The 24,521-nt window shown below is 58.0% G+C and carries 25 protein-coding genes, 1 tRNA gene and 1 pseudogene; 17 read left to right on the top strand and 10 right to left on the bottom strand.

Features of this window, described 5'->3' with window-relative positions; translation table 11 throughout:
* Positions 1-220: 220 nt before the first annotated feature.
* Positions 221-559 (top strand): carboxymuconolactone decarboxylase family protein, encoded by a 339-nt coding sequence (locus tag ABU178_RS06060; RefSeq protein ID WP_397212966.1) that lies wholly within the window; start codon positions 221-223, stop codon positions 557-559.
* Positions 560-709: 150 nt separating this feature from the next.
* Positions 710-884, top strand: a pseudogene (locus ABU178_RS06055) (integrase); the annotation flags it as partial.
* A 15-nt stretch (positions 885-899) separates the two neighbouring features.
* Here the strand turns inward: ABU178_RS06055 and ABU178_RS06050 are convergent.
* The 3 genes from ABU178_RS06050 to ABU178_RS06040 form a co-directional block, all read right to left on the bottom strand.
* Positions 900-976 (bottom strand) — tRNA-Arg (locus ABU178_RS06050).
* A 193-nt stretch (positions 977-1,169) separates the two neighbouring features.
* Positions 1,170-1,622 (bottom strand): RcnB family protein, encoded by a 453-nt coding sequence (locus ABU178_RS06045; RefSeq protein ID WP_397212964.1) that lies wholly within the window; start codon positions 1,620-1,622, stop codon positions 1,170-1,172.
* 226 nt (positions 1,623-1,848) lie between these two features.
* Entirely contained in the window at positions 1,849-2,583 is a 735-nt protein-coding gene (locus ABU178_RS06040) for an EAL domain-containing protein (RefSeq protein WP_397212962.1), read from the bottom strand.
* A 229-nt stretch (positions 2,584-2,812) separates the two neighbouring features.
* On the opposite strand from ABU178_RS06040, the gene folD reads away from it, so the two are divergent.
* Together folD and ybcJ are read left to right on the top strand one after the other, a co-directional pair.
* Positions 2,813-3,679 carry a bifunctional methylenetetrahydrofolate dehydrogenase/methenyltetrahydrofolate cyclohydrolase FolD gene (folD, locus tag ABU178_RS06035; RefSeq protein ID WP_397212960.1) on the top strand — a complete coding sequence of 289 codons (867 nt, stop codon included), beginning with the start codon at positions 2,813-2,815 and terminating at the stop codon, positions 3,677-3,679.
* Positions 3,679-3,891, top strand: coding sequence for a ribosome-associated protein YbcJ (ybcJ, locus tag ABU178_RS06030; protein ID WP_397212958.1), 213 nt, complete (start codon positions 3,679-3,681; stop codon positions 3,889-3,891). The genes folD and ybcJ overlap by 1 nt, the downstream gene beginning before the upstream one ends.
* Positions 3,892-3,922: 31 nt before the next feature.
* Here ybcJ and ABU178_RS06025 read toward each other — a convergent pair whose 3' ends face one another.
* Together ABU178_RS06025 and cysS are read right to left on the bottom strand one after the other, a co-directional pair.
* Entirely contained in the window at positions 3,923-5,026 is a 1,104-nt protein-coding gene (locus tag ABU178_RS06025) for an AAA family ATPase (RefSeq protein ID WP_397212956.1), read from the bottom strand.
* Positions 5,027-5,062: 36 nt separating this feature from the next.
* Positions 5,063-6,448, bottom strand: a complete 1,386-nt coding sequence (cysS, locus tag ABU178_RS06020; RefSeq protein ID WP_397212955.1) for a cysteine--tRNA ligase — start codon at positions 6,446-6,448, stop codon at positions 5,063-5,065.
* Positions 6,449-6,663: 215 nt separating this feature from the next.
* Between cysS and ppiB the strand changes: the two genes are divergently transcribed.
* From ppiB to purK, 4 genes are all read left to right on the top strand, one after another.
* Positions 6,664-7,158 (top strand): peptidylprolyl isomerase B, encoded by a 495-nt coding sequence (ppiB, locus tag ABU178_RS06015; RefSeq protein WP_312241122.1) that lies wholly within the window; start codon positions 6,664-6,666, stop codon positions 7,156-7,158.
* Positions 7,158-7,874, top strand: coding sequence for a UDP-2,3-diacylglucosamine diphosphatase (lpxH, locus tag ABU178_RS06010; RefSeq protein WP_397212953.1), 717 nt, complete (start codon positions 7,158-7,160; stop codon positions 7,872-7,874). Before ppiB ends, lpxH begins: the two co-directional genes overlap by 1 nt.
* Positions 7,875-8,004: 130 nt before the next feature.
* The gene (purE, locus tag ABU178_RS06005) at positions 8,005-8,514 is read left to right on the top strand and encodes a 5-(carboxyamino)imidazole ribonucleotide mutase (RefSeq protein WP_397212951.1); all 510 of its coding nucleotides are present in this window, start codon (positions 8,005-8,007) and stop codon (positions 8,512-8,514) included.
* The gene (gene purK / locus ABU178_RS06000; protein ID WP_397212950.1) at positions 8,511-9,575 is read left to right on the top strand and encodes a 5-(carboxyamino)imidazole ribonucleotide synthase; all 1,065 of its coding nucleotides are present in this window, start codon (positions 8,511-8,513) and stop codon (positions 9,573-9,575) included. Before purE ends, purK begins: the two co-directional genes overlap by 4 nt.
* Before the next feature lie 31 nt (positions 9,576-9,606).
* On the opposite strand, the gene ybbP is transcribed toward purK, so the two are convergent.
* Both ybbP and ybbA read right to left on the bottom strand, forming a co-directional pair.
* On the bottom strand, positions 9,607-12,024 hold the full coding sequence (ybbP, locus tag ABU178_RS05995; RefSeq protein ID WP_397212948.1) for a putative ABC transporter permease subunit YbbP: 2,418 nt from the start codon (positions 12,022-12,024) through the stop codon (positions 9,607-9,609).
* Positions 12,021-12,707, bottom strand: coding sequence for a putative ABC transporter ATP-binding protein YbbA (gene ybbA, locus ABU178_RS05990; protein WP_397212946.1), 687 nt, complete (start codon positions 12,705-12,707; stop codon positions 12,021-12,023). Before ybbA ends, ybbP begins: the two co-directional genes overlap by 4 nt.
* Between ybbA and tesA the strand changes: the two genes are divergently transcribed.
* The 5 genes from tesA to ABU178_RS05965 all read left to right on the top strand — a co-directional run bounded on the left by tesA (position 12,675) and on the right by ABU178_RS05965 (position 16,482).
* Positions 12,675-13,301 carry a multifunctional acyl-CoA thioesterase I/protease I/lysophospholipase L1 gene (tesA, locus tag ABU178_RS05985; RefSeq protein ID WP_397212944.1) on the top strand — a complete coding sequence of 209 codons (627 nt, stop codon included), beginning with the start codon at positions 12,675-12,677 and terminating at the stop codon, positions 13,299-13,301. The genes ybbA and tesA overlap by 33 nt on opposite strands.
* 31 nt (positions 13,302-13,332) lie before the next feature.
* Positions 13,333-14,106 (top strand): SDR family oxidoreductase, encoded by a 774-nt coding sequence (locus ABU178_RS05980; protein WP_397212943.1) that lies wholly within the window; start codon positions 13,333-13,335, stop codon positions 14,104-14,106.
* An 80-nt stretch (positions 14,107-14,186) separates the two neighbouring features.
* Positions 14,187-15,044 (top strand): tetratricopeptide repeat protein, encoded by an 858-nt coding sequence (locus ABU178_RS05975; protein WP_397212941.1) that lies wholly within the window; start codon positions 14,187-14,189, stop codon positions 15,042-15,044.
* Positions 15,045-15,109: 65 nt separating this feature from the next.
* Positions 15,110-16,024, top strand: a complete 915-nt coding sequence (locus ABU178_RS05970; RefSeq protein ID WP_397212938.1) for an SPFH domain-containing protein — start codon at positions 15,110-15,112, stop codon at positions 16,022-16,024.
* Positions 16,024-16,482, top strand: a complete 459-nt coding sequence (locus ABU178_RS05965; protein WP_397215706.1) for an NfeD family protein — start codon at positions 16,024-16,026, stop codon at positions 16,480-16,482. Before ABU178_RS05970 ends, ABU178_RS05965 begins: the two co-directional genes overlap by 1 nt.
* Here the strand turns inward: ABU178_RS05965 and cueR are convergent.
* The gene (cueR, locus tag ABU178_RS05960) at positions 16,470-16,877 is read right to left on the bottom strand and encodes a Cu(I)-responsive transcriptional regulator (RefSeq protein WP_397212936.1); all 408 of its coding nucleotides are present in this window, start codon (positions 16,875-16,877) and stop codon (positions 16,470-16,472) included. The genes ABU178_RS05965 and cueR overlap by 13 nt on opposite strands.
* Before the next feature lie 96 nt (positions 16,878-16,973).
* On the opposite strand from cueR, the gene copA reads away from it, so the two are divergent.
* From copA to ybaK, 3 genes are all read left to right on the top strand, one after another.
* Positions 16,974-19,487: a copper-exporting P-type ATPase CopA gene (gene copA / locus ABU178_RS05955; protein ID WP_397212934.1), complete on the top strand. Its 2,514-nt coding sequence runs from the start codon at positions 16,974-16,976 to the stop codon at positions 19,485-19,487.
* Between the two features lie 72 nt (positions 19,488-19,559).
* The gene (locus ABU178_RS05950; RefSeq protein WP_397212932.1) at positions 19,560-20,363 is read left to right on the top strand and encodes a TraB/GumN family protein; all 804 of its coding nucleotides are present in this window, start codon (positions 19,560-19,562) and stop codon (positions 20,361-20,363) included.
* A 172-nt stretch (positions 20,364-20,535) separates the two neighbouring features.
* Positions 20,536-21,015, top strand: coding sequence for a Cys-tRNA(Pro)/Cys-tRNA(Cys) deacylase YbaK (gene ybaK, locus ABU178_RS05945; RefSeq protein ID WP_397212930.1), 480 nt, complete (start codon positions 20,536-20,538; stop codon positions 21,013-21,015).
* Here ybaK and ABU178_RS05940 read toward each other — a convergent pair.
* Positions 21,012-21,881: a LysR family transcriptional regulator gene (locus tag ABU178_RS05940; RefSeq protein WP_397212928.1), complete on the bottom strand. Its 870-nt coding sequence runs from the start codon at positions 21,879-21,881 to the stop codon at positions 21,012-21,014. The two genes, ybaK and ABU178_RS05940, sit on opposite strands and share 4 nt — an antisense overlap.
* Before the next feature lie 88 nt (positions 21,882-21,969).
* Between ABU178_RS05940 and ABU178_RS05935 the strand changes: the two genes are divergently transcribed.
* The gene (locus ABU178_RS05935) at positions 21,970-22,395 is read left to right on the top strand and encodes a multidrug/biocide efflux PACE transporter (protein WP_397215704.1); all 426 of its coding nucleotides are present in this window, start codon (positions 21,970-21,972) and stop codon (positions 22,393-22,395) included.
* A gap of 29 nt (positions 22,396-22,424) precedes the next feature.
* Here ABU178_RS05935 and ushA read toward each other — a convergent pair whose 3' ends face one another.
* A complete protein-coding gene (gene ushA / locus ABU178_RS05930; protein WP_397212926.1) occupies positions 22,425-24,188 on the bottom strand; it encodes a bifunctional UDP-sugar hydrolase/5'-nucleotidase UshA in 1,764 nt (587 codons plus the stop codon).
* Positions 24,189-24,521: the final 333 nt, after the last annotated feature.

Genomic DNA, 24,521 nt, shown 5'->3' with positions numbered 1-24,521 from the left:
TCAGATTATTCCTGTCCGGTCACAGGTTTTGCGCTTCCTGAGGTATAAGTTTGAAAGCGTCGGCATCGGCCTGAATTTAAAAATACGCTTCACAGTCAGATGACATTTCTCAGGCTTGTCCGAACAACAGGGCATAGAGAGTTCGGTAAGCGCCACGGCAGATTACCGGAACAGCATATCTTTTTGATTACAAACCAACATAAGTGGGGAGAGTATCAAAATGTTAGACTGGAATAGTTATCGTTCAGAATTGATGCAGCGTGTCGGCGATCTTGGAAAGCTTGCCCCGGATACCTTAAATGGCGTGATGACTTTGGGTAATGCAGGCGATAAAACCGATCATCTTGGTACAAAGGTGCGCGAGCTTATTGCGCTGGCGTGCGCGGTGACGACCCGCTGCGACGGCTGTATTACCTTGCATGCTGAAGCAGCAGTAAAAGCTGGCGCGTCGGATGAAGAGATCGCTGAGGCGTTGGGTGTGGCGATCAACCTGAATGCAGGGGCCGCAACCGTGTACTCGGCCAGAACCCTGGATGCGGTTCGCCAGCTACGGGGGTGAGATGGGGCACGGTAGTTTTTATATAAAGGGCATTATTGCCCTTTTTGGTTTTAGCAATATGCAAAAACGCTTGTGAATTTCATTGATGCAAAACCTGAACGTCAATCTTGTTGGTCAGTAAAATCATATGCTGATCCCAGCCACTATACGAGCAGCATTCCCTTATTTGCTTTGCAGGAAATGGGCGGATGGGAAAGCATAGAAATGGTGCAGCGGTATGCGCACCTGGCACCTAACCACTTAACGGAGCATGCGCGCAAAATTGACTCACTTTTAGGTGACAACGACACAAGGAGGAAATCAGGTAGGTTTGCGAATTGCGTAACTGATTGAAACCTAATGGTACGCCCTACAGGATTCGAACCTGTGACCTACGGCTTAGAAGGCCGGTGCTCTATCCAGCTGAGCTAAGGGCGCATTAGAATTGCGTGAATTATACGGCCAGCACCTGATGAGTCAACGACTTTGCTGCTAATCCCGTATGGTTGCTGAAGTTTCAGACAACCTCATCATCTTCACGCCTCGCAATATAACGCAAACTGCCCGAATCCGGCATTCCCCAGCCTCCAGCCCGGAAAACAAAACGGGCAGCTAATGCCGCCCGTTTTCGTTAATTAAATGCGCCGTTAAAAATCAGCGAGGTGATGACGCCTGTCGCAGCGGCAATCAACACATAGTTGCCGTCTATGTATGACCAGTATTCGCCACGGGGCGGCGGCGGCAGGTGGCGTTCGCGCCAGTTGTCAACGCGGTAATGCGGACCGCGGTATTCATGCGGTACCGGATGGCCCCGACGGAAATCATGGCCGTTCCATGCGAAATGATCGCGCCCATCGCCATGATGATCGTCATATCGCGGGCCTCCCGCATGATGATCGCCTCCCGGTCTGCGATCGGGGCCATGCCCCTGCGGGCCACGTCCATGATCGTCGTGACGATCGCCGCCGTGTTGCTGCCAACGCGCATCATGATGGTCGCCCGGACCGTCCGCCCAGGAGACGCCGGAAAATAACGTGCTGCATGCGATAAGAGAAGCGATGATGCTTAGTGTTGTTTTTTTCATGGTACGACCTCCAGTAAAACGACGTACGCCGTTGCAAGCTACTATCGTTGATCTGGAGGAACAAAAGCATCTCTAAAACTCTTAAAAAACCATAACTTACAGGACATTACCCTGGGTTATCGATTTCTTAACGTTTGGGATGCAATTTGATACATACCGAATAAATAAGGAGAAAAAATGGAGATGCCAGCATAAATAACTGGCGCACAAAATATGACGCTGACGCTCAGTTCTGCCTGGGCGGTGAGCTTAAAGCATTCTGACTGAGACGCTGCGCCAGCTCTTCTGGCGCCAGCGCGGCGTAGCGATAGCCCTGAATCCCGTATACCGGAACAGCTGCCAGCGTCGCCAGATCCTCATCATCCTCTACGCCAACCACGATAATCAGCGGACAGAAGCGCCGGATATTTTTCATGAGCACCGGGAAGATCGGTTTATCCTTCTGCTCCCAGAAAAAGCGCTTGTCGATTTTCACTGCGTCAAAAAGGCCCGTATAAAGCGCTTCGAGGTTGGCAAAGCCGGTGCCGAGATCGCCAAGGAAAAAGCGAATGCCGTGCTCTTTTAACTGCTGCAGCGTATGCCTCGCTGCGTGGTCAGGCAGGAAGTCAACGTTCTCAGAGATCTCTAAACGAATAATGCTGGAAGCGCTGAACATCCGACACAACCGTTCATCTTCCTGAAGAAGCTGCACCATATCCTGATCAATATTGATGCTGATAAACAGCTGATGCTGCTCCAGCAGCATCAAGATTGATGACAGAAGGTTGAGCTGCTCAAACAGAAATTCTCGTTTTTCCTCATAACGCATATTTTCTATTACCATATGCGCGTTACGGGATTTTCCCGCCTCAGAGGTATATCGCGTTAATAATTCAAACCCGACAAAGGCGCCAGATTGCGAAACCACCGGTTCCAGCACAAATTTTTTATTCAGCGTTGAAGCCAAAGAATATGGAGTCATAAATACCTCGGACAAAGCCCAAAACGGCACGTCGTTGAATAAAGCGTAGCGAAAAACAGGGTAATCAGCAGATTAACTCCCCTTCCGATGAGTCACGATTTGGCTTTTCATGCCGCATGATTGCTTAAGTTTCAGACAACGCCATCGATTCAATGCCTGACAGCGCGGCGCGCTTCTGACAAAATAGCCACCTTTCCCCGATCAACCCAATACGTGGATTTCCTCTCTGATGGCAGCAAAAATTATTGACGGTAAAACGATTGCGCAGCAGGTGCGCCTTGAAGTTGCTGAAAAAGTGAAGCAGCGTCTGGCGGCCGGTAAACGCGCGCCTGGCCTGGCGGTGGTTTTGGTCGGCGACAATCCCGCTTCACAGATCTATGTCGGCAGCAAACGCCGTGCCTGTGAAGAGGTGGGTTTTGTCTCCCGCTCTTACGACCTTCCCGCCACCACCAGCGAAGCCGATCTGCTGCAGCTGATTGACGATCTGAACAACGACACCGAAATTGACGGCATTCTGGTGCAGCTGCCGTTACCGGCAGGCATCGACAATGTCAAAGTGCTGGAGCGCATCGTGCCGGATAAAGATGTCGATGGCTTCCATCCTTATAATGTTGGCCGCCTGTGTCAGCGCGCGCCCAAGCTGCGTCCCTGTACGCCACGCGGCATCGTAACCCTGCTGGAGCGCTACAACATCGACACCTTCGGCCTGAACGCCGTTGTCGTCGGCGCCTCCAATATCGTGGGCCGTCCGATGAGCATGGAGTTGCTGCTGGCGGGCTGTACCACCACCGTGACCCACCGTTTTACCAAAGATCTGCGTCATCACGTTGAGCATGCCGATCTGCTGGTGGTTGCTGTCGGCAAACCGGGCTTTATTCCGGGCGACTGGATCAAACCGGGCGCGATTGTGATTGATGTGGGGATTAACCGTTTGGAGAGCGGCAAAGTGGTGGGCGACGTCGATTTTGCTGCCGCTTCTGAGCGCGCTTCTTATATTACGCCTGTACCGGGCGGCGTCGGTCCGATGACGGTCGCCACGCTGATTGAAAATACGCTGCAGGCGTGTGAAGCCTCGGACAACGGAGAGCGGGCATAATGGCAACATTCTCATTAGGTAAATTTCCGCACGTCGACCTGTGCGATCTGCTGAAGCTGGAAGGTTGGGTAGAGAGCGGCGCCAGCGCCAAAGCGGTGATTGCTGACGGCGAAGTCAGCGTCGACGGCAAAGTGGAAACGCGCAAACGCTGCAAAATCGTTTCCGGCCAGACGGTGGAATTTGCAGGCCAGCGCGTTACCGTGACCGCCTGACCCTGATCGGCGTTCGCATCCGCAACGCCGGTTAACTTCTTGCCTGCCCGATAATGCGTGTCTCCCCCTCCGCCTGCTCCAGTTGAATATGATTGACCCCGGTGTATTTGCCAATCAGTTGCGCCAGACGCGATGAGTGGCTGGTTATCCATAACTGGCTGAACTGGCTCGCTTCGGCAATCAACATCGCCAGCGCCGGTAGCAAATCCTCGTGCAGACTATTCTCCGGCTCATTCAGCGCCATAAACTGCGGTGGACGCGGGCTGAGTAGCGCCACTACCAGACAAAGAAAGCGCAATGTGCCGTCAGAAAATTCAGCGCTTTCCAGCGGACGCAAAATCCCCTGGCGCGACATCAGCATCTGGAAACGGCCGCCCTGCGCCTGCACATGAAATTCGCTGTTGGGAAAGGCTTCGGCTACCACGCGAAACAGTAGCTCGTGGTGACCGCGCTCGACAATGGTTGCCCAGGCAGCCGCCAGATTACTGCCATCGTGCGACAGTATCGGCGAACGAATGCCTGGTTGAGGCGCACGAATCGGTGAGCCAGGCCAGACGGTAAATTCATGATAAAAACGCCACTGGCGCAGACGCTCGCGCATCTGAGAGATTTCAGGATAACGATGCGGCTCACCCAACTGACCAAACAGCGATTCCTCCTGATGCAGCGAGGCCGGATAAGCCACCCGCTCCCCTTCCACGTTGTGCAAAAACGCGGTCTGGTTGCGACGTTCCATAATGCAGGAAGAGGGGCGACGCTGGTGGCCGCTCAGCCACAGCCGTTCTTCTTTTACCAGCGGATCCAAATTAAACAGACTGGTCTCAAGCGGCTCCGGAAAGCCCACTTCCATCTGATAGTCAAAGTCATCCATCTGTACCGCGAGCTTCAGACGTTTGGCCTCGCCGCGTCGGTCGCCGCGCCGCAGTCCGCCAGCCCACATCGCTTTCTGAATGCCGCCCTCTTCCGCCAGCGCCAGCGACAAACGTCCGCTGGCGGCATCGTGCAGCAGACGCACCGCCTTATAGAGGTTGGATTTGCCGCAGCCGTTGGGACCGCTAATCACGTTAAGCTGGCCCAGCTGAAGCGTCAGGCTTCTTACCGAGCGGAAGCCGGTAATCTGAATTTGTTCAATCATCGCCAATAAAAAAGGGCGATTGCTCGCCCTGTAGAGTTATTTACGTCGCCAGGTGGTGCCCTGCGGCCCATCTTCCAGCACAATGCCTAACGCATTCAGCTTATCGCGCGCCACGTCAGCCTGCGCCCAGTCTTTGGCTTTACGCGCATCGTTGCGCATCTTGATCAGCGCTTCGATCTCCGCCACTTCATCATCGCTCGCCTGCGCGCCGCTCTGCAGGAACTGCTCCGGATCCTGCTGCAGAATGCCTAAAACGTCCGCCAGCTGACGCAAGCTCGCCGCCAGCGCGTTGGCCGCGTCGGTATCGATCGCTTTCAGACGGTTCACTTCGCGCGCCATATCAAACAGCACCGAATAGGCTTCCGGCGTGTTGAAATCGTCATCCATCGCCGTGCGGAAGCGCGCTTCAAACCCCTCGCCGCCCGCCGCCTGCGCCGACGCATCGGTATGACGCAGCGCGGTATAAAGACGCTCCAGCGCCGCACGCGCCTGGTTGAGGTTATCTTCGCCATAATTGAGCTGGCTGCGATAGTGGCCCGACATCAGGAAATAGCGCACGGTCTCGGCATCATAGTGCTTCAGCACGTCGCGCACGGTGAAAAAGTTGCCCAGCGACTTCGACATCTTCTCGCGGTCCACCATCACCATGCCGGAGTGCATCCAGTAATTGACGTAAGGACCGTCATGGGCGCAGGTAGACTGAGCGATTTCGTTTTCATGATGCGGGAACATCAGATCCGAGCCGCCGCCGTGAATATCGAAATGTTCGCCCAGCTGTTTGCAGTTCATGGCGGAACATTCGATATGCCAGCCGGGACGGCCATTGCCCCAGGGCGACGGCCAGGAAGGCTCATCCGCCTTGGACATTTTCCACAGCACGAAGTCCATCGGGCTGCGTTTTGCTTCCGCCACCTCGACACGCGCCCCCGCCTGCAACTGCTCCAGATCCTGGCGCGACAGCAGACCGTAATCGGCGTCGCTCGCCACGTCGAACATCACGTCGCCGCTCTCCGCTACGTAGGCGTGACCGCGCGCGATCAGCTGGCCGACCAGCTCAACGATCTCGTCGATATGACGGGTGGCGCGCGGCTCCAGATCCGGCGGCAGAATGTTCAGCGCGGCGAAATCTTTGTGCATTTCACCAATCATGCGGTTAGTGAGGGTTTCGATGCTTTCGCCGTTCTCATTGGCGCGTTTGATGATCTTGTCATCGATATCGGTAATATTGCGTACATATTTCAGCTGATAGCCGAGATAACGCAGGTAACGCGCCACCACGTCAAAAGCAACAAAGGTGCGTCCGTGACCAATATGACAAAGGTCATACACCGTGATGCCGCACACGTACATACCGATTTCACCGGCATGGATAGGTTTGAATTCCTCTTTCTGTCGACTCAGAGTGTTATAAATCTTTAGCATTGAACGATTCCGTATAGACGTGTGCGGGTTACGCTTATTTTGAATAAGATCATTGTGCCGTATTTTTCACGCTCGCGCGACGCAAAGCAAGCCAACTGCCGCCGCCTTGCTGACGCGTCAGTAGAAATTATGTTATAACGAGCGTCTGATAAAATGGCCTGCCGCACGCGCGGTACGGCACGCGATACCGACAACTCCGTTTACAGGACATGAATATGGTTACCTTCCAGACGAACCATGGTGACATCGTCATCAAGACTTTTGACGACAAAGCGCCGGCGACCGTGAAAAACTTTCTGGATTACTGCCGTGAAGGTTTCTACGACAACACCATTTTCCACCGTGTGATCAACGGCTTTATGATTCAGGGCGGCGGCTTTGAGCCGGGCATGAAGCAGAAAGCCACCAAAGAAGAGATCCGCAACGAAGCCAACAACGGCCTGAAAAACACCCGTGGTACCCTGGCGATGGCACGCACCTCTGCGCCGCACTCTGCTACCGCCCAGTTTTTCATCAACGTAGCTGATAACGACTTCCTGAACTTCCGCGACGAAAGCCTGCAGGGCTGGGGCTACTGCGTGTTTGCTGAAGTGGTGGAAGGCATGGACGTGGTTGAGAAAATTAAGGCGGTCTCTACTGGCCGTAGCGGTATGCATCAGGACGTGCCGAAAGAAGACGTCGTGATTCAGAAAGTGACCGTCAGCGAGTAATGTCGCGCACGCTGTTTATTGCAGATTTGCATCTGTGTCATGAAGAACCGGCAATCACTGCCGGTTTTCTGCGTTTTTTACAGCGCGAAGCGCCGCACTGCGATGCGCTCTATATTCTTGGCGACCTGTTTGAAGCCTGGATCGGCGATGACGATCCCAATCCGCTGCATCAGCAGGTTGCCGCAGCCCTGCATGCCCTGCCCGTTCCGGTTTTCTTTATTCACGGCAACCGCGACTTTTTGCTCGGTCATGATTTTGCCCGCGCCAGCGGCATGACGCTGCTGCCGGAAGAACAGGTGCTGGACCTCTACGGCCATCGGGTGTTGATTATGCATGGCGATACGCTCTGTACCGACGATCAGGGCTACCAGCGTTTCCGCGCCAAAGTGCATCAGCGCTGGCTGCAAAAGCTGTTCCTCTCTCTGCCGCTGTTTATCCGTAAACGTATCGCCGCCCAAATGCGCGCCGACAGCAAGCAGGCGAATCAGCATAAATCAGTGAGCATCATGGATGTAAATCAGGATGCGGTAGCGGCGGCCATGACGCGCCAGCAGGTACTGCTGCTGATCCATGGCCATACGCACCGTCCAGCGGTCCACCCGTTGATGGTGATGAATCAGCCGGCGCAGCGCGCGGTGCTGGGCGCCTGGCATACGCAGGGGTCGATGATCCAGCTGGACGCCAGCGGTCTGCAACTTATCGATTTTGCCTTCTGAAACCACGGGAAAAGCCGTGGTTTGCCGCGACGCAACCGTTTTCCTCGTGCCCGTCTCATGCTATTCTCTGTGCCCTTCTTTACCTGCCCGCCCGGCCAGGTTCGTTTGATTATTCACAGGAGTTGACCGCATGTCATCCAACGCCGCCCCGGCCCGCATCGCTATCGTCATGGGTTCTAAAAGTGACTGGGCCACCATGCAGTTTGCTGCGGAGATCCTTACCAGCCTGGACGTGCCCTTCCACGTTGAAGTGGTCTCTGCCCATCGCACCCCCGATAAGCTGTTCAGCTTCGCCGAATCTGCGGCAGAGAATGGCTATCAGGTGATTATCGCCGGTGCCGGCGGCGCAGCGCATCTGCCCGGCATGCTGGCGGCGAAAACGCTGGTGCCGGTACTGGGCGTCCCGGTACAGAGCGCGGCGCTGAGTGGCGTCGACAGCCTTTACTCTATCGTGCAGATGCCGCGCGGCATTCCGGTGGGAACCCTGGCGATCGGCAAAGCGGGCGCGGCAAACGCTGGCCTGCTGGCGGCGCAGATTCTGGCGCTTCACGATGGCGATCTGGCAAGCCGCCTGGCGAACTGGCGTCAGAGCCAGACCGATGAGGTGCTGAACAACCCGGATCCGCGGGAGGAAGCATGAAGCCGGTTTGCGTATTAGGAAACGGCCAGCTCGGCCGTATGTTGCGCCAGGCGGGTGAGCCGCTGGGTATCGCGGTTTATCCGGTGGGGCTGGATGCCGAGCCGGAAGCGCTGCCGATCGCGCAAAGCGTGATCACCGCCGAGATCGAACGCTGGCCGGAAACCGCCCTGACGCGCGAGCTGGCCCATCATTCCGCCTTTGTGAATCGCGATATTTTCCCTCGTCTGGCGGATCGCCTGACGCAAAAACAGCTGCTCGATCGGCTCGGTCTTGCGACTGCGCCCTGGCAGCTGCTGGCGGATAAAGCAGAGTGGTCGCAGGTGTTCAGCACGCTGGGCGAACTGGCTATCGTCAAGCGCCGCACCGGCGGCTATGACGGTCGGGGTCAGTGGCGCTTGCGCGTCGGTGAAACCGACACGCTGCCGGACGACTGCTACGGCGAATGCATTGTCGAACAGGGTATCAACTTCCTTGGCGAAGTCTCGCTGGTGGGCGCGCGGGCGCAGGATGGCAGCACGGTGTTCTATCCGCTGACCCATAACCTGCATCAGGAAGGGATTCTGCGCACCAGCGTCGCCTTCCCGCAGGCCGATCGCAACCAGCAGCAGCAGGCGGAGCAGATGCTCAGCGCCATTATGCATGAGCTGAACTACGTGGGCGTGATGGCAATGGAGTGTTTCGTTACGCCGCAAGGGTTGTTGATCAACGAGCTGGCGCCGCGCGTACACAACAGCGGCCACTGGACGCAAAACGGCGCATCTATCAGCCAGTTTGAGCTGCATTTGCGTGCGATCCTCGGCCTGCCATTGCCGCAGCCGGTGGTTCTCGCTCCGTCGGTGATGGTGAATCTGATCGGCACCGCAGTGAACATCGACTGGCTGCAACAGCCGCTGGTGCATCTGCACTGGTACGAGAAAGAGGTGCGCCCGGGCCGTAAGGTGGGCCACCTGAACCTCACCGACAGCGACAGTGCGCGCCTGAAAGCCACGCTGAACGCGCTGGTGCCGATGCTGCCGCCGGAGTATGCCAGCGGCATCGCCTGGGCGGTTGAAAAACTCTGATTGATGAATAAGGCGGGTCTCCCCGCCTTTTTTATGCCGCTTCAAACCGGCGGAACAGCGCCTTGCCTTTCAGCAGACGCACCCCCAGCCAGCCGCCGCACAGCGAGAGCAGCAGCGCGCCGGTCACCGGCAGCGCCAGCCACAGCAGCCAGTCCGGCTGCCACGGGAAATCGAAGATCTTACGCTGTAATCCCCACAGCGCCGCCTCGGCGCCAATCGCCGCCGCTACGCCCGCCACCACGCCAATCAGCGCAAACTCGCACCAGAGCGTGGTGCGCAACAAACGTTTGCTCGCGCCCAGCGTACGGTAAACCACCAGTTCCTGCCGCCGCTGGCGCATGCCCACCTGAATCTGCGCCAGCAGCAGCAAAACGCCGCAGGCGGTGACCAGCACCACCATAATTTCCAGCGCCTGACTGACCTGCGCCAACACCAGTCCGATCTGACGCATAATGCTGCCGATATCCAGCAGGCTCAGCGTGGGAAACTGGCGATTAAGCTGCGCCAGCAGCGCGGGATTATTCTCCATCCGGAAGCTGGTCAGCCAGGTTTGCGGCTGGCCGTCGAGCGCGCCGGGCGGAAAGATAAAGAAAAAGTTGGGCCGCAGGCTCTCCCAGTCAACCTTGCGCAGGCTGCTGATTTTCGCCGTAAACTGCTGCGTATCGCCGGTAAAGGTCAGCGTATCGCCGGGTTTGACGCCCAGCCGACCGGCCAGCTCCTCCTCCATCGACACCTCGCCCGCTTTGGGCGGCCAACTGCCCGCCGTAATGGGATTGTGCTCCGGACGCGCCAACTGCCAGGTGAGATTCAGCTCGCGGTTCAGTGCGTTATCCATTTTCGGATCGGCCTCTTTGCCGTTGAGCGCCGTCAGCCGTACGCGTGCAATGGGATAAAAGGTTTCAGTTCTGATCTGATGTGCAGCAAGGAACTCGCGCACCTGCGGCACCTGATCCTGCGTCATATTCAGCAGAAAATAGTTGGGGCTGTCCGGCGGTAGCTGCTGCTGCCAGCGATCGAGCAGATCCCCGCGCATCACCAACAGCAGCGCCAGCAGCATAAACGACAGGGAAAAGGTGGAGAGCTGGCTCAGCGTCATCCACGGCTGACGCAGCAGACGGTTGATCGCCAGGCGCAGCGCCAGATTACGCACCACCAGGCGACGCAGCAGCAGCAGCGTGCCCCAGCCAAGCAGCGCCAGCAGCACGGCCAGCATCACCACGCCCGCCAGCAGCGCCCAGAGCATTTTGCTGCCGCCGACCAGCAGCGCCAGCAGCAGCACCACCATCCCCGCCATCAGCGGCAGATAGATTTTCAACGGCCAGACGCGGGCAACCGCATCGCGCCGCAGCACGCGCAACGGCTGGGTAGCCAGCAGCAGACGATACGGCCGCAGCCCCACCAGCAGCGAAATCACAAACAGCGAGCCAATCGCCCACAGCCAGGGCCAGAGGCTGGCGGCAGGCAAGGTGGCGGGCAGCACCGGCTTCAGCATCGCCAGTAAAATCGCCTCAAAGACCTGCCCCAGAACAGTGCCGCAGAGCGCGGCCAGCAGCAGCACCGCCAGCCACTGGCCGATGATCAGCTTTTGCAACGCCCTGCGCGTAGCGCCAAGGGTTTTCAGCACCGCCACCAGATCGTAGCGGCTGCGACAGTAATGGCTCATGGCGACGGCCACTGCCGCGATGGCCAGCATCAGCGTCAGCAGCGCCGAAAGCAGCAGAAACTGCTGGGCGCGCAGCATGGATCGACCAAGCGCATCTTCTGAATTTTCCACGCTAATCCAGCGCTGATCCGCCCTGAGCTGCGGCTGAATCCAGTTGTCATAACGCGCCAACTGCTGCGGGTTACCGGAAAATTTATAGCGCCAGGTCAGGCGGCTGCCCAGCTGCACCGCGCCGGTTTTTTCCACATCAGCGAGATTCATCAACAGGCGCGGCGCAGTCTGGAAAGGATTGAAGCCGCTGTCTGGCTCCTGAATCACTTCACCGGCAATGCGCAACGTAGTATCGCCAACGTCAATATTATCCCCGACCTGGAGATTGAGCAGCGCCAGCAGACGCGGCGCGACAAGCGCGCTGCCCGCCCGCGGCTTCAGGCCCGGCGGCTCGGTTTGCAAGGTGCCGAACATTGGATAGCGATCGTCCACCGCCTTGATCGACGCGAGCTGCGGCGTCTGATCGGCAAAAGTCATGGTCATAAAGCTGAGCTGGCTGCTGACCTGCAATCCATCAGCGCGCGCCTGCGCCAGCCAGGCCTCGGCCACCGGCGCGCTGCTGCTCAGCGTACGATCGCCCGCCATAAAATCGCGGCTCTGCTGGTTGAGTCCTTTCTCCATGCGATCGCTCAGCGATCCCAGCGCCAGCACGCAGGCTACCGCCAGCGTCAGCGCCAGCCAGATAATCAGCAGCGAGGGGGAACGCCACTCGCGCCAGAACCAGCGCCAGATCATGTTTCCTCCCACAGCTTGCCGTCGCGCAAGCGCAGGCGGCGATCGCAACGCGCCGCCAGCTGCTCATCGTGCGTCACCAGAATCAGCGTGGTGGCGAAATCGCGGTTGAGGGAGAAAAGCAGATCGGCGATGCGATCGCCTGTTTTACGATCGAGATTGCCGGTCGGCTCATCGGCAAACAACAGTCCGGGACGACCATTAAACGCGCGCGCCAGCGCTACGCGCTGCTGCTCGCCGCCGGAAAGCTGGGCGGGCAGATGCTGCAAACGCTCGCCGAGGCCAAGCTGCGTCAGCAGTTCGCTTGCCTGCTGGCGGCTTTGACGCTCGTTATCCCCGCGCAGCAGCGCGGGTAGCTGGACGTTCTCCAGCGCGTTCAGCGTCGGCACCAGCATAAAGGATTGAAACACGAAGCCTACATGCTGCGCGCGTAAGGCGGCGCGCTGCTCCTCATTCATCTGATGCAGCGGCTGCCCTATCAGGTTCACTTCGCCGCTGCTGCCGTCATCCAGACCCGCCAGAATGCCCAACAGGGTCGATTTCCCGGAACCCGATTCGCCAATCAACGCGAGGGTTTCAGCCGGTTTGACAACTAACTCAACTCCGGTAAGGATGGTCAGCTGATGCTCTCCCTGACCGACGGACTTAGTAAGATGATGAACTTCAACAATGTTTTCCGCTGGCATTATCCCTTCCTGTTTTTGTTGCTTTTGCTGGTGTCGCGCTTCGCCGCCGCCGACACGCTGATGGTGTTGGGCGACAGCCTGAGCGCGGGTTACCGTATGGCGGCCACCGATGCCTGGCCCAGCCTGCTCGATAAAAAATGGCAACAGCAACCCAAAGTGGTCAACGCCAGTATCAGCGGCGATACCGCTGGACAAGGTCTGGCGCGCCTGCCTGCCCTATTAAAGCAGCATCAACCGCAATGGGTGTTAATCGAATTGGGCGGTAATGATGGCCTGCGCGGCTTCCCGCCGCAGAACATTGAGCAGGACCTGCGTAAAATTATTGCCGATGTGCGCGCCGCCAACGCCAGGCCGTTGCTGATGCAGATTCGCTTACCGGCAAATTATGGACGTCGCTATACCGAATTGTTCAGCGAAATTTATCCGAAACTGGCGCAGCAGTATGGCATTCCGCTGGTGCCCTTCTTTATGGAGCAGGTTTACCTGAAACCAGAGTGGATGCAGCAGGATGGTATTCATCCCAATCCCGCTGCGCAGCCCTGGATCGCCGCGCTGATGGCGCAGGAACTGGCTCCGCTAGTTAAGCACGAGTAACGGATCGCCGTGGTATCTGACAGGTAAAGTTATGCAAAAATCGATTCTTATCACTGGCTGCTCCAGCGGCATTGGCCTGGCGGCCGCCAGTGATTTACTGATGCGCGGCTATCGCGTGCTGGCGGCGTGCCGCAAACAACAGGATGTGGCGCGCATGGATGCGCTGGGCTTTACCGGCATTTTGCTGGATCTGGACGATGCGCAGAGCGTGGATAGCGCGGCGGATCGGGTGATCGCCCTGACCGATAACCGCCTTTACGCTCTGTTCAACAACGGCGGCTTTGGCGTTTACGGTCCGTTAGCGACCCTGTCGCGCCAACAGCTGGAGCAGCAGTTCGCCACCAACTTTTTTGGCGTCCATCAACTGACGATGCGTCTGCTGCCTGCCCTGCAGGCGAGCGGCAACGGGCGCATCATCAATACCAGCTCGGTGCTGGGACTGATCGCCACGCCCGGACGCGGCGCCTATGCCGCCAGCAAATATGCGCTGGAAGCCTGGTCAGACGCGCTGCGCATGGAGCTGCGCGGCAGCGGCGTACGCGTCAGCGTGATCGAACCCGGTCCCATCCGCACGCGCTTCACCGACAACGTCACGCAAGGAGAAACAGAGAATCCGGTACGTAATCCGGGCATCGCCGCGCGTTTTACCCTGCCGCCGGAAGCGGTGCTGCCCAAGCTGCGTCATGCGCTTGAGAGCCCTCATCCGCGCCTGCGTTACCCGGTGACGCTGGTCGCGCATGTGATGAGCGTGTTGAAACGCTTGCTGCCCGGCTGGATGCTGGATCGCATTTTGCGCAGCCGGTAAACGGATTGCCATAATTGAGCTTGAAGCCACAGGCTTCGACCCCATATCCTCAGGACATTAACAGCTAAAGAGACGTATTCATGTCACCACAAGCTTCGATTATCGACATCAACGAATCCAACCTGCATCAGACGCTGGAGCAGTCCATGCAGGTGCCGGTGCTGTTCTACTTTTGGTCTGACCGCAGCCAGCATTGCCAACAGCTGACGCCGGTGCTGGAGAAACTGGCGCAGGAGTATGCCGGTCAGTTTGTGCTGGCGAAACTCGATTGTGATAAAGAGCAGATGGTGGCGGCGCAGTTTGGTCTGCGCGCGATTCCTACTGTCTATCTGTTCCAGAACGGCCAGCCGGTAGATGGTTTCCAGGGACCGCAGCCGGAAGAGGCGATTCGCGCGCTGCTGGAAAAAGTCCTGCCGCGCGAAGAGGAGCTGAAGGCGCAGCAGGCGATAGCGCTGATGGAAGAAGGCAAACCGCTGGATGCCCTGCCGCTGCTGAAAGAAGCCTGGCAGCTGAGCAACCAGTCGAGCGAAATCGGTTTCCTGCTGGCGGAAGCGCTGATTACGCTGAATCGCAGCGACGAAGCGGAAACCGTGCTGCAGGCGGTGCCGTTGCAGGATCAGGATACGCGCTATCAAAGCCTGGTGGCGCAAATCGAGCTGCTTAAGCAGGCGGCGGATACGCCGGAAATCCAGCAGCTGCAGGCGCAGCTGGCGGATGCACCCGACAACGCTGAGCTGGCTGCTAAACTCTCATTACAACTGCACCAGGTAGGACGTAACGAGGAAGCGCTGGAACTCTTGTTCGGTTTTTTGAAGCGCGATCTCAACGCCGCTGACGGACAGGCGCGCAAAATGATGCAGGAGATTCTGGCTGCGTTAGGCACCGGAGACGCGCTGGCAGCCAAATACCGTCGTCAGCTCTACTCGCTGCTCTACTAAGCTCCCGGACGGCGAGCAAACGGGCCGAACGACTCGGCCCGACAATCTGACAATCTGGAGGTTATATGATTACTGTAATTCCGGTACTGATCGTACTGGTGCTGGTGATTGTCTGGGCGGGGGTGAAAATTGTCCCGCAGGGCTATCAGTGGACGGTTGAACGTTTTGGCCGTTATACCCGCGCGCTACAACCCGGCCTGAGCCTGGTGGTGCCGTTCATGGATCGTATTGGCCGCAAAATCAATATGATGGAGCAGGTGCTCGATATTCCTTCTCAGGAAGTGATCTCGAAAGACAACGCCAACGTCACCATCGACGCCGTCTGTTTTATTCAGGTTGTCGATCCCGCCAGCGCCGCCTATGAAGTCAGCAATCTTGAGCTGGCGATTATCAATCTCACCATGACCAATATCCGTACCGTGCTGGGCGGCATGGAGCTGGATGAGATGCTCTCTCAGCGCGACAACATCAATACCCGCCTGCTGCATATCGTCGATGAAGCGACCAACCCCTGGGGCGTGAAAATTACCCGTATCGAAATTCGCGACGTGCGACCGCCGCAGGAGCTGATCGCCGCGATGAACGCCCAGATGAAAGCGGAACGTACCAAACGCGCCGATATACTTACCGCGCAGGGGGTGCGTCAGGCGGCCATTCTGCGCGCCGAAGGGGACAAGCAGTCGCAAATCCTCAAGGCGGAAGGGGAACGTCAGTCCGCCTTTTTGCTTGCCGAAGCGCGTGAACGTCAGGCAGAGGCGGAGGCGACCGCCACGCGCATGGTGTCGGAGGCCATTGCGGCCGGTGATATCCAGGCGGTGAACTACTTTGTCGCGCAGAAATATACCGATGCGCTGCAGAAGATTGGCTCCGCCAACAGCAGCAAAGTGGTGATGATGCCGCTGGAGGCCAGCAGTCTGATAGGCGCGGTTGCGGGCATCAGCGAGCTGCTGAGCGAGACGCGCCGGGAGAAAAAACCGTGATCATGGCCGCGATAATCGCCCATCCGCACTGGTTCTGGCTCACGCTGGGCGGCCTGCTGCTGGCGGCGGAAATGCTCGGCACCAATGGCTATCTGCTCTGGAGCGGCCTCGCCGCCGTGCTGGTGGGGATTATCGAGTGGATGTTTCCCCTGCCGTGGCGCGGCCAGGGCATCCTGTTTGCCATGCTGACGCTGCTGTGCCTGTTTTTGTGGTATCGCTGGCTGCTCTATCGCGAACAGCAGCAGCAGCCGAACGCATTGAATCAGCGCGGCGTGCAGATGGTGGGCCGACACCTGACGCTGGACACCGCGCTTCAGGATGGCATCGGGCATGTGCGCATCGGCGACAGCAGCTGGCGCGTGCGGGCCGACAGCGATCTTCCCGCCGGGACGCACGTTACCGTGATCGGCGTGGAAGGCATTACGCTGCATATCCGGCCACGTCATCAGGCGGAGTGATGGGCGCTGCAACCGGCAAGGTGATTGATAATCGGGCAGTCGGCGCTATCGTCTCCGGGGCAGGCTTCCGCCAGCAATAACAGTCGCGCACGCATCGCGTGCAACTCTTCAATATGCGCCGCGATCTCATCCGCTTTTTGCAGCGTGCGGGCTTTGACCTCGGCGCTGTGACGCTCAGGATTATTAAACAAATGGACCAGCTCACGGCATTCGTCGAGCGTAAAACCGACCTGACGCGCCTGGCGTAACAGGGTCAGCTCCTCCAGATGGTGTGGCGTGTAGCTGCGGTAGCCATTTTCGCTGCGCAGCGGCGGCGTTACCACGCCCTTCTCTTCATAAAAGCGGATCGCTTTGCTGGTTAAGCCGGTTTTTTTGGCGACGTCACTGATATTCATCGTTCCCCCTTGACCTTCCCCTTGATGGAAGGTTTAAGCTTCATAACTAATCGAAAATGTTCTGCGGGTCAAACCCGACATCTTAAGGAGTTAACCATGTCACAGACAATTTTACTGACGCTGGACGGCCTCTCCTGCGGCCACTGCATCAAACGTGTAAAAGAAGCGCTGGAACAACGCAGCGATGTGGAACAGGCAGAGGTTACGCTGGAAGAGGCTCGCGTTGCGGGCCAGGCCAGCGCCGACGCGCTTATCGCCACCGTTGAGCAGGCGGGCTATCACGCCGGGCTGAAGCAGGACGACGCGCACCCAAAGTCTGAACCGCTGACAGCAACAGAAACGCAGCCGGAAGCGCTGACAGCGGAATCCACAGAGCTTCCGGCACAGAGTCGTGATAACGCCGCGCACCTGCTGATTGAGGGCATGAGCTGCGCCAGCTGCGTCAGCCGGGTGGAAAAAGCGTTGCAGCAGGTCACGGGCGTCAGCCAGGCGCGTGTTAACCTTGGCGAGCGCAGCGCCCTGGTGCTGGGTGACGCCGATCCGCAGGCGCTGGTCGCCGCGGTGACGGAGGCCGGTTACGGCGCGCAGGTGGTTGAAGATGAAAGCGAGCGGCGGGAGAAGCAGCAGCAAAGCGCCCGTCAGGCGATGCGCCGCTTCAGCTGGCAGGCCGCGCTGGCCCTGCTGTTGGGCGTGCCGCTGATGATCTGGGGCATGATCGGCGACAACATGATGCTCAGCGCTGCCAATCGCCCCGTCTGGCTGCTGCTGGGCACCCTTACCCTGCTGGTAATGATTGTTGCTGGCGGCCACTTTTACCGCAGCGCCTGGCGCAGCCTGCGCAACGGCGCCGCCACCATGGATACGCTGGTGGCGTTGGGCACCGGCGCAGCCTGGCTTTACTCCATCAGTGTCGCCCTCTGGCCCGACTTTTTCCCTTCACAGGCGCGCCATCTCTATTTTGAAGCGAGCGCGATGATTATCGGCCTGATTAACCTCGGCCATGCGCTGGAGCAGCGCGCGCGCCAGCGTTCGTCGCAGGCGCTGGAGCGGCTGCTGGATCTCGCTCCGGCGCAGGCGCGGGTCATCACCGATCAGGGCGAAAAAATGGTACCGCTGAGCGAACTTCAGCCGGGTATGACGCTGCGTCTGGTCACCGGCGATCGCGTGCCGGTTGATGGCGATATTCTTGAGGGCGAAGCCTGGTTCGATGAGGCGATGCTCACCGGCGAGCCGGTGCCGCAGGCGAAAAGCAGCGGCGATAAGATCCACGCCGGTACGCTGGTACAGGATGGTGCAGTGCGCTTTACCGCCCGCGCTATCGGGAAAAACACCACGCTGGCGCGCATTATTCAGCTGGTGCGCCAGGCGCAGAGCAGCAAGCCAGAGATTGGACGGCTTGCCGATCGCATCTCTGCCGTCTTCGTGCCCGTCGTGGTGGCGATCGCGCTGGTTAGCGCCCTGATCTGGTATCTCGTCGGGCCGCAGCCGCAAATCGTCTATACGCTGGTGATCGCCACCACGGTGTTGATTATCGCCTGCCCCTGCGCGCTGGGTCTGGCGACGCCGATGTCGATTATCTCGGGCGTGGGTCGCGCGGCAGAGCTGGGCGTGCTGATACGTGATGCCGACGCGTTGCAGCGGGCCAGCACGCTCGATACGCTGGTGTTTGATAAAACCGGCACCCTGACGGAAGGCCAGCCGCGCGTAACCGATATTGTGACCTTTAATGGCGCAGACCAGGCGCACATCCTGCGTCTGGCGGCAGCGCTGGAGCAGGATTCCAGCCATCCGCTGGCAAAAGCGCTGGTTAACGCCGCAAAAAGCAGCAATCTGCCTGCGATTGCGCAATTTCGTACAATACGCGGGCAAGGCGTCAGCGGCATACTGGATGGCAAACCGCTGCTGCTGGGCAATCTGGCCCTGATGCAGCAAAACAATGTTGATTGCAGCGCTGCCGAACAGGCGCTTGCCGCGATGGCGGAAAAAGGCGCGACGCCGGTAATACTGGCCGCAGAAGGCAAGCTGGCAGGCCTGTTCGCGCTGCGTGATGCGCTGCGCCAGGAGAGCCGCACGGCCTTGCAGCGTCTGCACCGCTCAGGCTTTCGATTGATTATGCTCACCGGCGACAACGAACAGACCGCGCGCGTTATCGCCAAAGAGGCAGGTATCGACGAAGTGATCGCCGGCGTACTGCCGGATGGCAAAGCGGATGCGATACGTCAGTTGCAGCAGCAGGGTCGTCAGGTGGCGATGATCGGCGATGGCATCAACGACGCACCGGCGCTGGCGCAGGCGGAAGTGGGTATTGCCATGGGCGGCGGCAGCGATGTGGCGATTGAAACCGCGGCGATGACGCTGATGCGTCACGATTTGCACGGCGTCGCCGATGCGCTGGCGGTCGCCAAAGCGACGCTGCGCAACATGAAGCAGAACCTGCTGGGCGCCTTTATCTATAACAGTCTGGGCATCCCTGTCGCCGCTGGCGTGCTCTACCCCTTTACCGGCACGCTGTTGAATCCGGTACTGGCGGGCGCGGCGATGGCGCTCTCTTCGATTACCGTAGTGAGTAATGCCAACCGCCTGTTGCGCTATAAACCGCCCAAAGCCTGATAGCAGAAACGTCTCCTGTTCTTCACGGCATGAAATCGCTAGCATGGCTTTTTAGCCAACAAAGGACATGGAATGATGTGTAGCTTTCGGCGAATGATGAACGGGCTGTTACGGCGTCTCGTACCAGCCAGTTACGCCTGGCCCGCCGTTGATATCCGGCTGGGCGATCGCCAGCTTCATCTGGTAGGCAGCATACATATGGGCACGCAGAACATGCAGCCGCTGCCGGCGAAATTGCTCACGCTGCTGCAACAGGCCGATGCGCTCATCGTTGAGGCCGATATTACCCAGGGCGCGTCCCCTTTTGTGGAGACTGGCGAACAGCCGCCGCTGGTAACGCGCCTGGAGCCTGAGGAGCTGATTCAGCTAGGCAAATTATGCGACGAGCTCAATCTGTCGATAGCGCTGTTCGATACCCTGCCCGCCTGGCAAATCGCGCTGATGCTGCAGGCGCAGCAGGCGCAACAGCTGGGTCTGCGGCCCGATTACGGCATTGATTATCAGCTGCTGATGGCGGCAAAACGCTGGCAGAAGCCGGTGCGGGAGCTGGAAGGGCCGGACGTGCAGCTCGCGCTGCTGAAAGCGTTGCCCAACGAGGGACTTGCGCTGCTGCTGGATACGCTGACGCACTGGCATACCAATGCGCGTCTGTTGCAAACCATGATCAGCTGGTGGCTTGACGCGCCGCAGCAACAGCAGCCTACATCGCTGCCCTCTACCTTCAGCAATGTGCTGAACGATATGCTGATAAGTCAGCGCAACCAGCGCTGGCGCGATACGTTGAGTCAACTGCCGGCAGGTCGCTATGTGGTCGCAGTGGGTGCGCTGCATCTTTACGGTGAGGATAATTTGCCGGAACTGTTGAGGCGGCCCTGAAAAAAAGAAGGCCAATAGTGTTATTGGCCTGTCAATAAAAAATCTGTTTATGATTTTGGTTATCGCTCAGCATCAGATGCGGGCGCGGGGCCAATTCTCGCGCAAAGCACAGATTTTCGCCACCTTTATTCACCATAAATCGCATTTAAAATGCGCAGGGCAAGGAACGATTATGACGCCAGCAGTAAAACTTCTCGAAAAACAAAAGGTCACGTTTACCTTGCATCCTTATGAGCATGATGCCAGCGAAACCAATTTTGGCGATGAAGTGGTGCGTAAGCTAAATCTTAATGCCGGTCAGGTTTACAAAACGCTGCTGGTGGCGTTAAACGGCGACGCAAAACAGCTGGCCGTGGCGGTGACGCCGGTATCCGGTCTGCTGGATTTAAAAAAAGTGGCAAAGGCGCTCGGGGCGAAAAAAGCGGAAATGGCCGATCCGCTGCTCGCCCAGCGGGTGACGGGTTATCTGGTCGGCGGCATCAGTCCGCTGGGACAGAAAAAAATATTGCCGACGGTGATCGATCGTCAGGCGGGCGAGTTCCCCACCATCTACATCTCCGGCGGCAAACGCGGACTGGATATCGAACTTTCGCCGCAGGATCTGGCGCGCCTGCTGAACGCACCGCTGGCTGACATCGCCCGGCGCGATTAAGCGGGCGTCTGGGCGCAGAGCTGATCGATCATCCAGCGCCCTGCCGGTCCGGGCGGATTGCGCGTTGACCAGATCGCCTCCACCGCAATACGCTGCGGCCAGCCCGGCACTCTTAACTCTTTCAACTGCTGGTGTCCGAACTGATTAACCAGCCAGCGCGGCAACACGCTCCAGCCAAATCCCTGTTCGGCCATCTCCAGCAGCAGCAGATAAGAGGGCGCGGACCAGACCTGGCCCGTCGAGCGTAACGCATGGTTTTGCACCCAGGTGTTCAGCCGCAGCTGCCGCAACGCCTTGAGTTCCTCTTCTGTTACTACAGGTTGCTGCGCCAGCGCATGATCCCGATGCAGCCAGATCGCCATTTCCGCCTCCACCTGCAGGCGCGCCACGGCAATATCGGGCGGCAGCTGCGGCTGGGCGCGCACGATGCCAAGATGCGCGCGTCCGGTCTGCAACAGATCCAGCACATCCTCGTCTTCGGCAATCATGCATTCAAATTCAATATCGGGATAGCGCGCCTCGAAACGCTTGAGCAGGCTCTCATGATGATCCGCCTGCCAGAAATCGGAAATCGCCAGGCTGAGCCGCGGCTCTGCGCCCTGCGCCAGCCGCATCGCCAGCTCATCGAGCCGGTGACCGGCGCTGAGGATCGCCTGCACCTGCACCAGCGCGCGGCTCCCCTGCTCCGTCAGCGTCGGCTGTCGTCTCTGACGATCAAATAAACGAAAGCCCAGATCGATTTCCAGATTGGCAATAGCGCTACTGATGGTGGACTGGCTTTTACCCAGCGCACGCGCCGCAGCGGAAAAAGATCCGCTGGCCACCGTCTGTACAAAAGCTTCCAGAGATTCTGGTGAGTATTTCATAGTGAACCATCGCTTTTATCGATAGGTGTTCATTTTAGCGCAGCTTTGCTGTGTGAAAAAATGCATGGCTAACCTGAAGGAGAAAATCGTGCGCACCCGCTCACTAAAAGAACGTTTTTACCACGCCGCCGGGTTTGAAACGCTGGCGATACTCACCGTCTCTCCGCTGGCCGCCTGGGCGATGCAGAAACCGCTGTTTGATATGGGGGCGCTGGCGATTGCGCTCTCTACCGTCGCGCTGCTGTGGAATATGATCTATAACGCAGGCTTTGATCGTCTCTGCCCGCCCGGCAAAACCAGACGCGGTTTCGGCCTGCGCCTGCTGCACGCGCTCGGTTTTGAGGGAGGCTTTATTCTGATCGGCCTGCCCATTGCCGCCGCGATGCTGCATATCGGTTTATGGCAGGCATTTATGCTGGAAATCGCCTTCTTTCTGTTTTTCCTGCCCTATACCCTGGCCTATAACTGGGTGTGGGATAAGCTGCGTCAACGCTGGCTGGCGTGCGAAGCGTAAAAAAGAGGAGGCAAGCTGCCTCCTCTGCGCTATTTATTATCGTTATCGTCGGCTGACGGCCAGAGCCAGGCCAGAATCATTTTCGGATAAGAACGATGCTGCGATTTTTCCCGCGCCTTATCACGCTCGCGCTTTTGCGCCTCGGTCAGATGCACAATCTCGTCGTGGGGCGCATAGTCGCTCGCCTTCAGCGGAGTGTGATCGCTGATATACTGCTTCAGCACTTCGGCATCAATAAAACCGGTGTTCACAAAGCCCGCATGCTGATCGATGCGCGGATAGCCGTCCCCTCCCGCCGCGTTAAAGCTGTTGGTCGCCATGCGGTACTTTTTGTCCGCAACCAGCGGCTGGCCGTTGATTTTGATCTCGCTGACCTCGCTGCCGTCCGCAACCAGGCTGATATTGGCGAACTGAGCATAGCCGCCGGAGTCAGGCTTGATGTTAGCCACTACCGTCAGATAATGCGCCACTTCACTGCCCGTCATCGTCACAGAAGTCACCTGATTGCCAAACGGCTGCACCTGCAGCAGATCTTTATAGGTGACGACGCCCACCGGCAGTGAAGTACGAATGCCGCCGCCGCTCATCACGGCAAAGTCAGCCTGGGTACGCGCCATTTGCGCTCGCAGGATCAGCTGTCCCAGATTGGTTTGCTGAAAGCGAACTTTGTCGCGCTCGCCGATAAACGATCCCTGCGTTTCGCCTGCCTTAACCTGTAGCTGCGCTTCGCCCCGCTTCTGAAACGGCGTCAGCAGCTTCATCATGGCACTGTTTTTTGGAATCTCTTCGCCGTAAGTGAGCCAGGATTCACTGCCATCGAGGTTTTTCACTTTGTGCTTCAGGTTGACCGGCAGCAGCTGATAATTTTCCAGCGTCAGCTCCCCGTTGCGAAAGGTAAAATCGCCGCGGCCAATAAACTTGCCCCACTCTTTCGCCTGCATAATCCAGACGCCATTCTGACGATCTGGCTGACAGGGCGTGCCCGGCTGATAGTTAGCCTGAGAGACATTCTCTTTTTCCATGCAGACCGCATCATGGGAATGGCCGCCAATGATGACATCCAGCGTGCCTTTCGGCAGCGTGCGCGCCAGCGTGACATCCCCCGGCGCGTTGCTGCCGTGCTTGCCATCGTCGTAATGGCCCATGTGGGTCAGGGCAATGATCACATCCGGTTTTTCCTGCGCGCGCAGCTCATCAGCTGCTTTTTTTGCCTCGGCGATGGGGTCGCGGAACTCAATATCTTGCAGATAAGCCGGGTTGGCGATCTTCGCCGTGTCGTCGGTGGTCAGCCCGATAACGGCGATTTTTAGCCCCATACGGTTAAACAACGCCCAGGGTTTGAACAGGCGTTTGCCGGTGCTTTTTTGATAAATATTGGCGGAGAGCAGCGGGAACTTCGCCCACTTCTCCTGCTGGCGCAGAACCGATAGCGGGTTATCAAATTCATGATTGCCGAGCGCCATCGCATCGTAGCCCACCAGATTCATGCCACGAAAATCGGGTTCCGCATCCAGCATGTCAGATTCCGGCACGCCGGTATTCACATCGCCGCCGGAGAGGATCAGCGCGCCGCCCCCTTTGGCCTGCACGTCGTAGCGCAATGTATCCATCAAGGTTTTCTGTGCCGCCAGGCCATATTCGCCCTGTGCGTCGTACCAGAAATGGCCGTGGTGATCGTTGGTGTGCAGAATAGTGAATCGGTAGGTGCGATCCTGCTGCCAGGCCTGTGAAAACAGCGGCGTAAGCGCCAGCGCCACGGCAAAAATTTGTGCTATCCGTCGAGATAAAAACAAAACGTTCTCCTTATTCCCTGAAGACCAGCCCCGGTTGGGCTTTTGTTATCTTTTTCGTCCATCTGTGTCGCATATTCCGGCCATTAACTCAAGGTGAAAGCGTTATAACCTCAACCCGCTGCTGTTTATCAGAGTTTATCCTCTTTATCCGGTAATTTTCAGCCAGCCAGTGGCCCTGACGCAGCGGCAACTGACCAGAGACGAATGAATGCCTGCCATGGACAGTCTGTTTAAATCTCCATCCCGATGCTATTAATGGTTTTTCTAACTCTATATCAGGATGATATTCGCCATAAATGGCGCTTTTTCCGTTTATATTTTTTTATTTTTATC

Origin of the sequence: Pantoea osteomyelitidis (assembly GCF_044342975.1) — a bacterium.
Classification (GTDB): domain Bacteria; phylum Pseudomonadota; class Gammaproteobacteria; order Enterobacterales; family Enterobacteriaceae; genus Pantoea; species Pantoea osteomyelitidis.
The sequence above is the reverse complement of the archived record's forward strand: the minus strand, read 5'-3'. Positions and strand labels throughout refer to the sequence as shown.

Excerpts from the sequence above, each read along its gene's own strand:
- ABU178_RS06060 (WP_397212966.1), top strand. The coding sequence starts at position 221 with ATGTTAGACTGGAATAGTTATCGTTCAGAATTGATGCAGCGTGTCGGC.
- ABU178_RS06045 (WP_397212964.1), bottom strand. The coding sequence starts at position 1,622 with ATGAAAAAAACAACACTAAGCATCATCGCTTCTCTTATCGCATGCAGC.
- ABU178_RS06040 (WP_397212962.1), bottom strand. The coding sequence starts at position 2,583 with ATGACTCCATATTCTTTGGCTTCAACGCTGAATAAAAAATTTGTGCTG.
- folD (WP_397212960.1), top strand. The coding sequence starts at position 2,813 with ATGGCAGCAAAAATTATTGACGGTAAAACGATTGCGCAGCAGGTGCGC.
- ybcJ (WP_397212958.1), top strand. The coding sequence starts at position 3,679 with ATGGCAACATTCTCATTAGGTAAATTTCCGCACGTCGACCTGTGCGAT.
- ABU178_RS06025 (WP_397212956.1), bottom strand. The coding sequence starts at position 5,026 with ATGATTGAACAAATTCAGATTACCGGCTTCCGCTCGGTAAGAAGCCTG.
- cysS (WP_397212955.1), bottom strand. The coding sequence starts at position 6,448 with ATGCTAAAGATTTATAACACTCTGAGTCGACAGAAAGAGGAATTCAAA.
- ppiB (WP_312241122.1), top strand. The coding sequence starts at position 6,664 with ATGGTTACCTTCCAGACGAACCATGGTGACATCGTCATCAAGACTTTT.
- lpxH (WP_397212953.1), top strand. The coding sequence starts at position 7,158 with ATGTCGCGCACGCTGTTTATTGCAGATTTGCATCTGTGTCATGAAGAA.
- purE (WP_397212951.1), top strand. The coding sequence starts at position 8,005 with ATGTCATCCAACGCCGCCCCGGCCCGCATCGCTATCGTCATGGGTTCT.
- purK (WP_397212950.1), top strand. The coding sequence starts at position 8,511 with ATGAAGCCGGTTTGCGTATTAGGAAACGGCCAGCTCGGCCGTATGTTG.
- ybbP (WP_397212948.1), bottom strand. The coding sequence starts at position 12,024 with ATGATCTGGCGCTGGTTCTGGCGCGAGTGGCGTTCCCCCTCGCTGCTG.
- tesA (WP_397212944.1), top strand. The coding sequence starts at position 12,675 with ATGATGAACTTCAACAATGTTTTCCGCTGGCATTATCCCTTCCTGTTT.
- ybbA (WP_397212946.1), bottom strand. The coding sequence starts at position 12,707 with ATGCCAGCGGAAAACATTGTTGAAGTTCATCATCTTACTAAGTCCGTC.
- ABU178_RS05980 (WP_397212943.1), top strand. The coding sequence starts at position 13,333 with ATGCAAAAATCGATTCTTATCACTGGCTGCTCCAGCGGCATTGGCCTG.
- ABU178_RS05975 (WP_397212941.1), top strand. The coding sequence starts at position 14,187 with ATGTCACCACAAGCTTCGATTATCGACATCAACGAATCCAACCTGCAT.
- ABU178_RS05970 (WP_397212938.1), top strand. The coding sequence starts at position 15,110 with ATGATTACTGTAATTCCGGTACTGATCGTACTGGTGCTGGTGATTGTC.
- cueR (WP_397212936.1), bottom strand. The coding sequence starts at position 16,877 with ATGAATATCAGTGACGTCGCCAAAAAAACCGGCTTAACCAGCAAAGCG.
- copA (WP_397212934.1), top strand. The coding sequence starts at position 16,974 with ATGTCACAGACAATTTTACTGACGCTGGACGGCCTCTCCTGCGGCCAC.
- ABU178_RS05950 (WP_397212932.1), top strand. The coding sequence starts at position 19,560 with ATGATGTGTAGCTTTCGGCGAATGATGAACGGGCTGTTACGGCGTCTC.
- ybaK (WP_397212930.1), top strand. The coding sequence starts at position 20,536 with ATGACGCCAGCAGTAAAACTTCTCGAAAAACAAAAGGTCACGTTTACC.
- ABU178_RS05940 (WP_397212928.1), bottom strand. The coding sequence starts at position 21,881 with ATGAAATACTCACCAGAATCTCTGGAAGCTTTTGTACAGACGGTGGCC.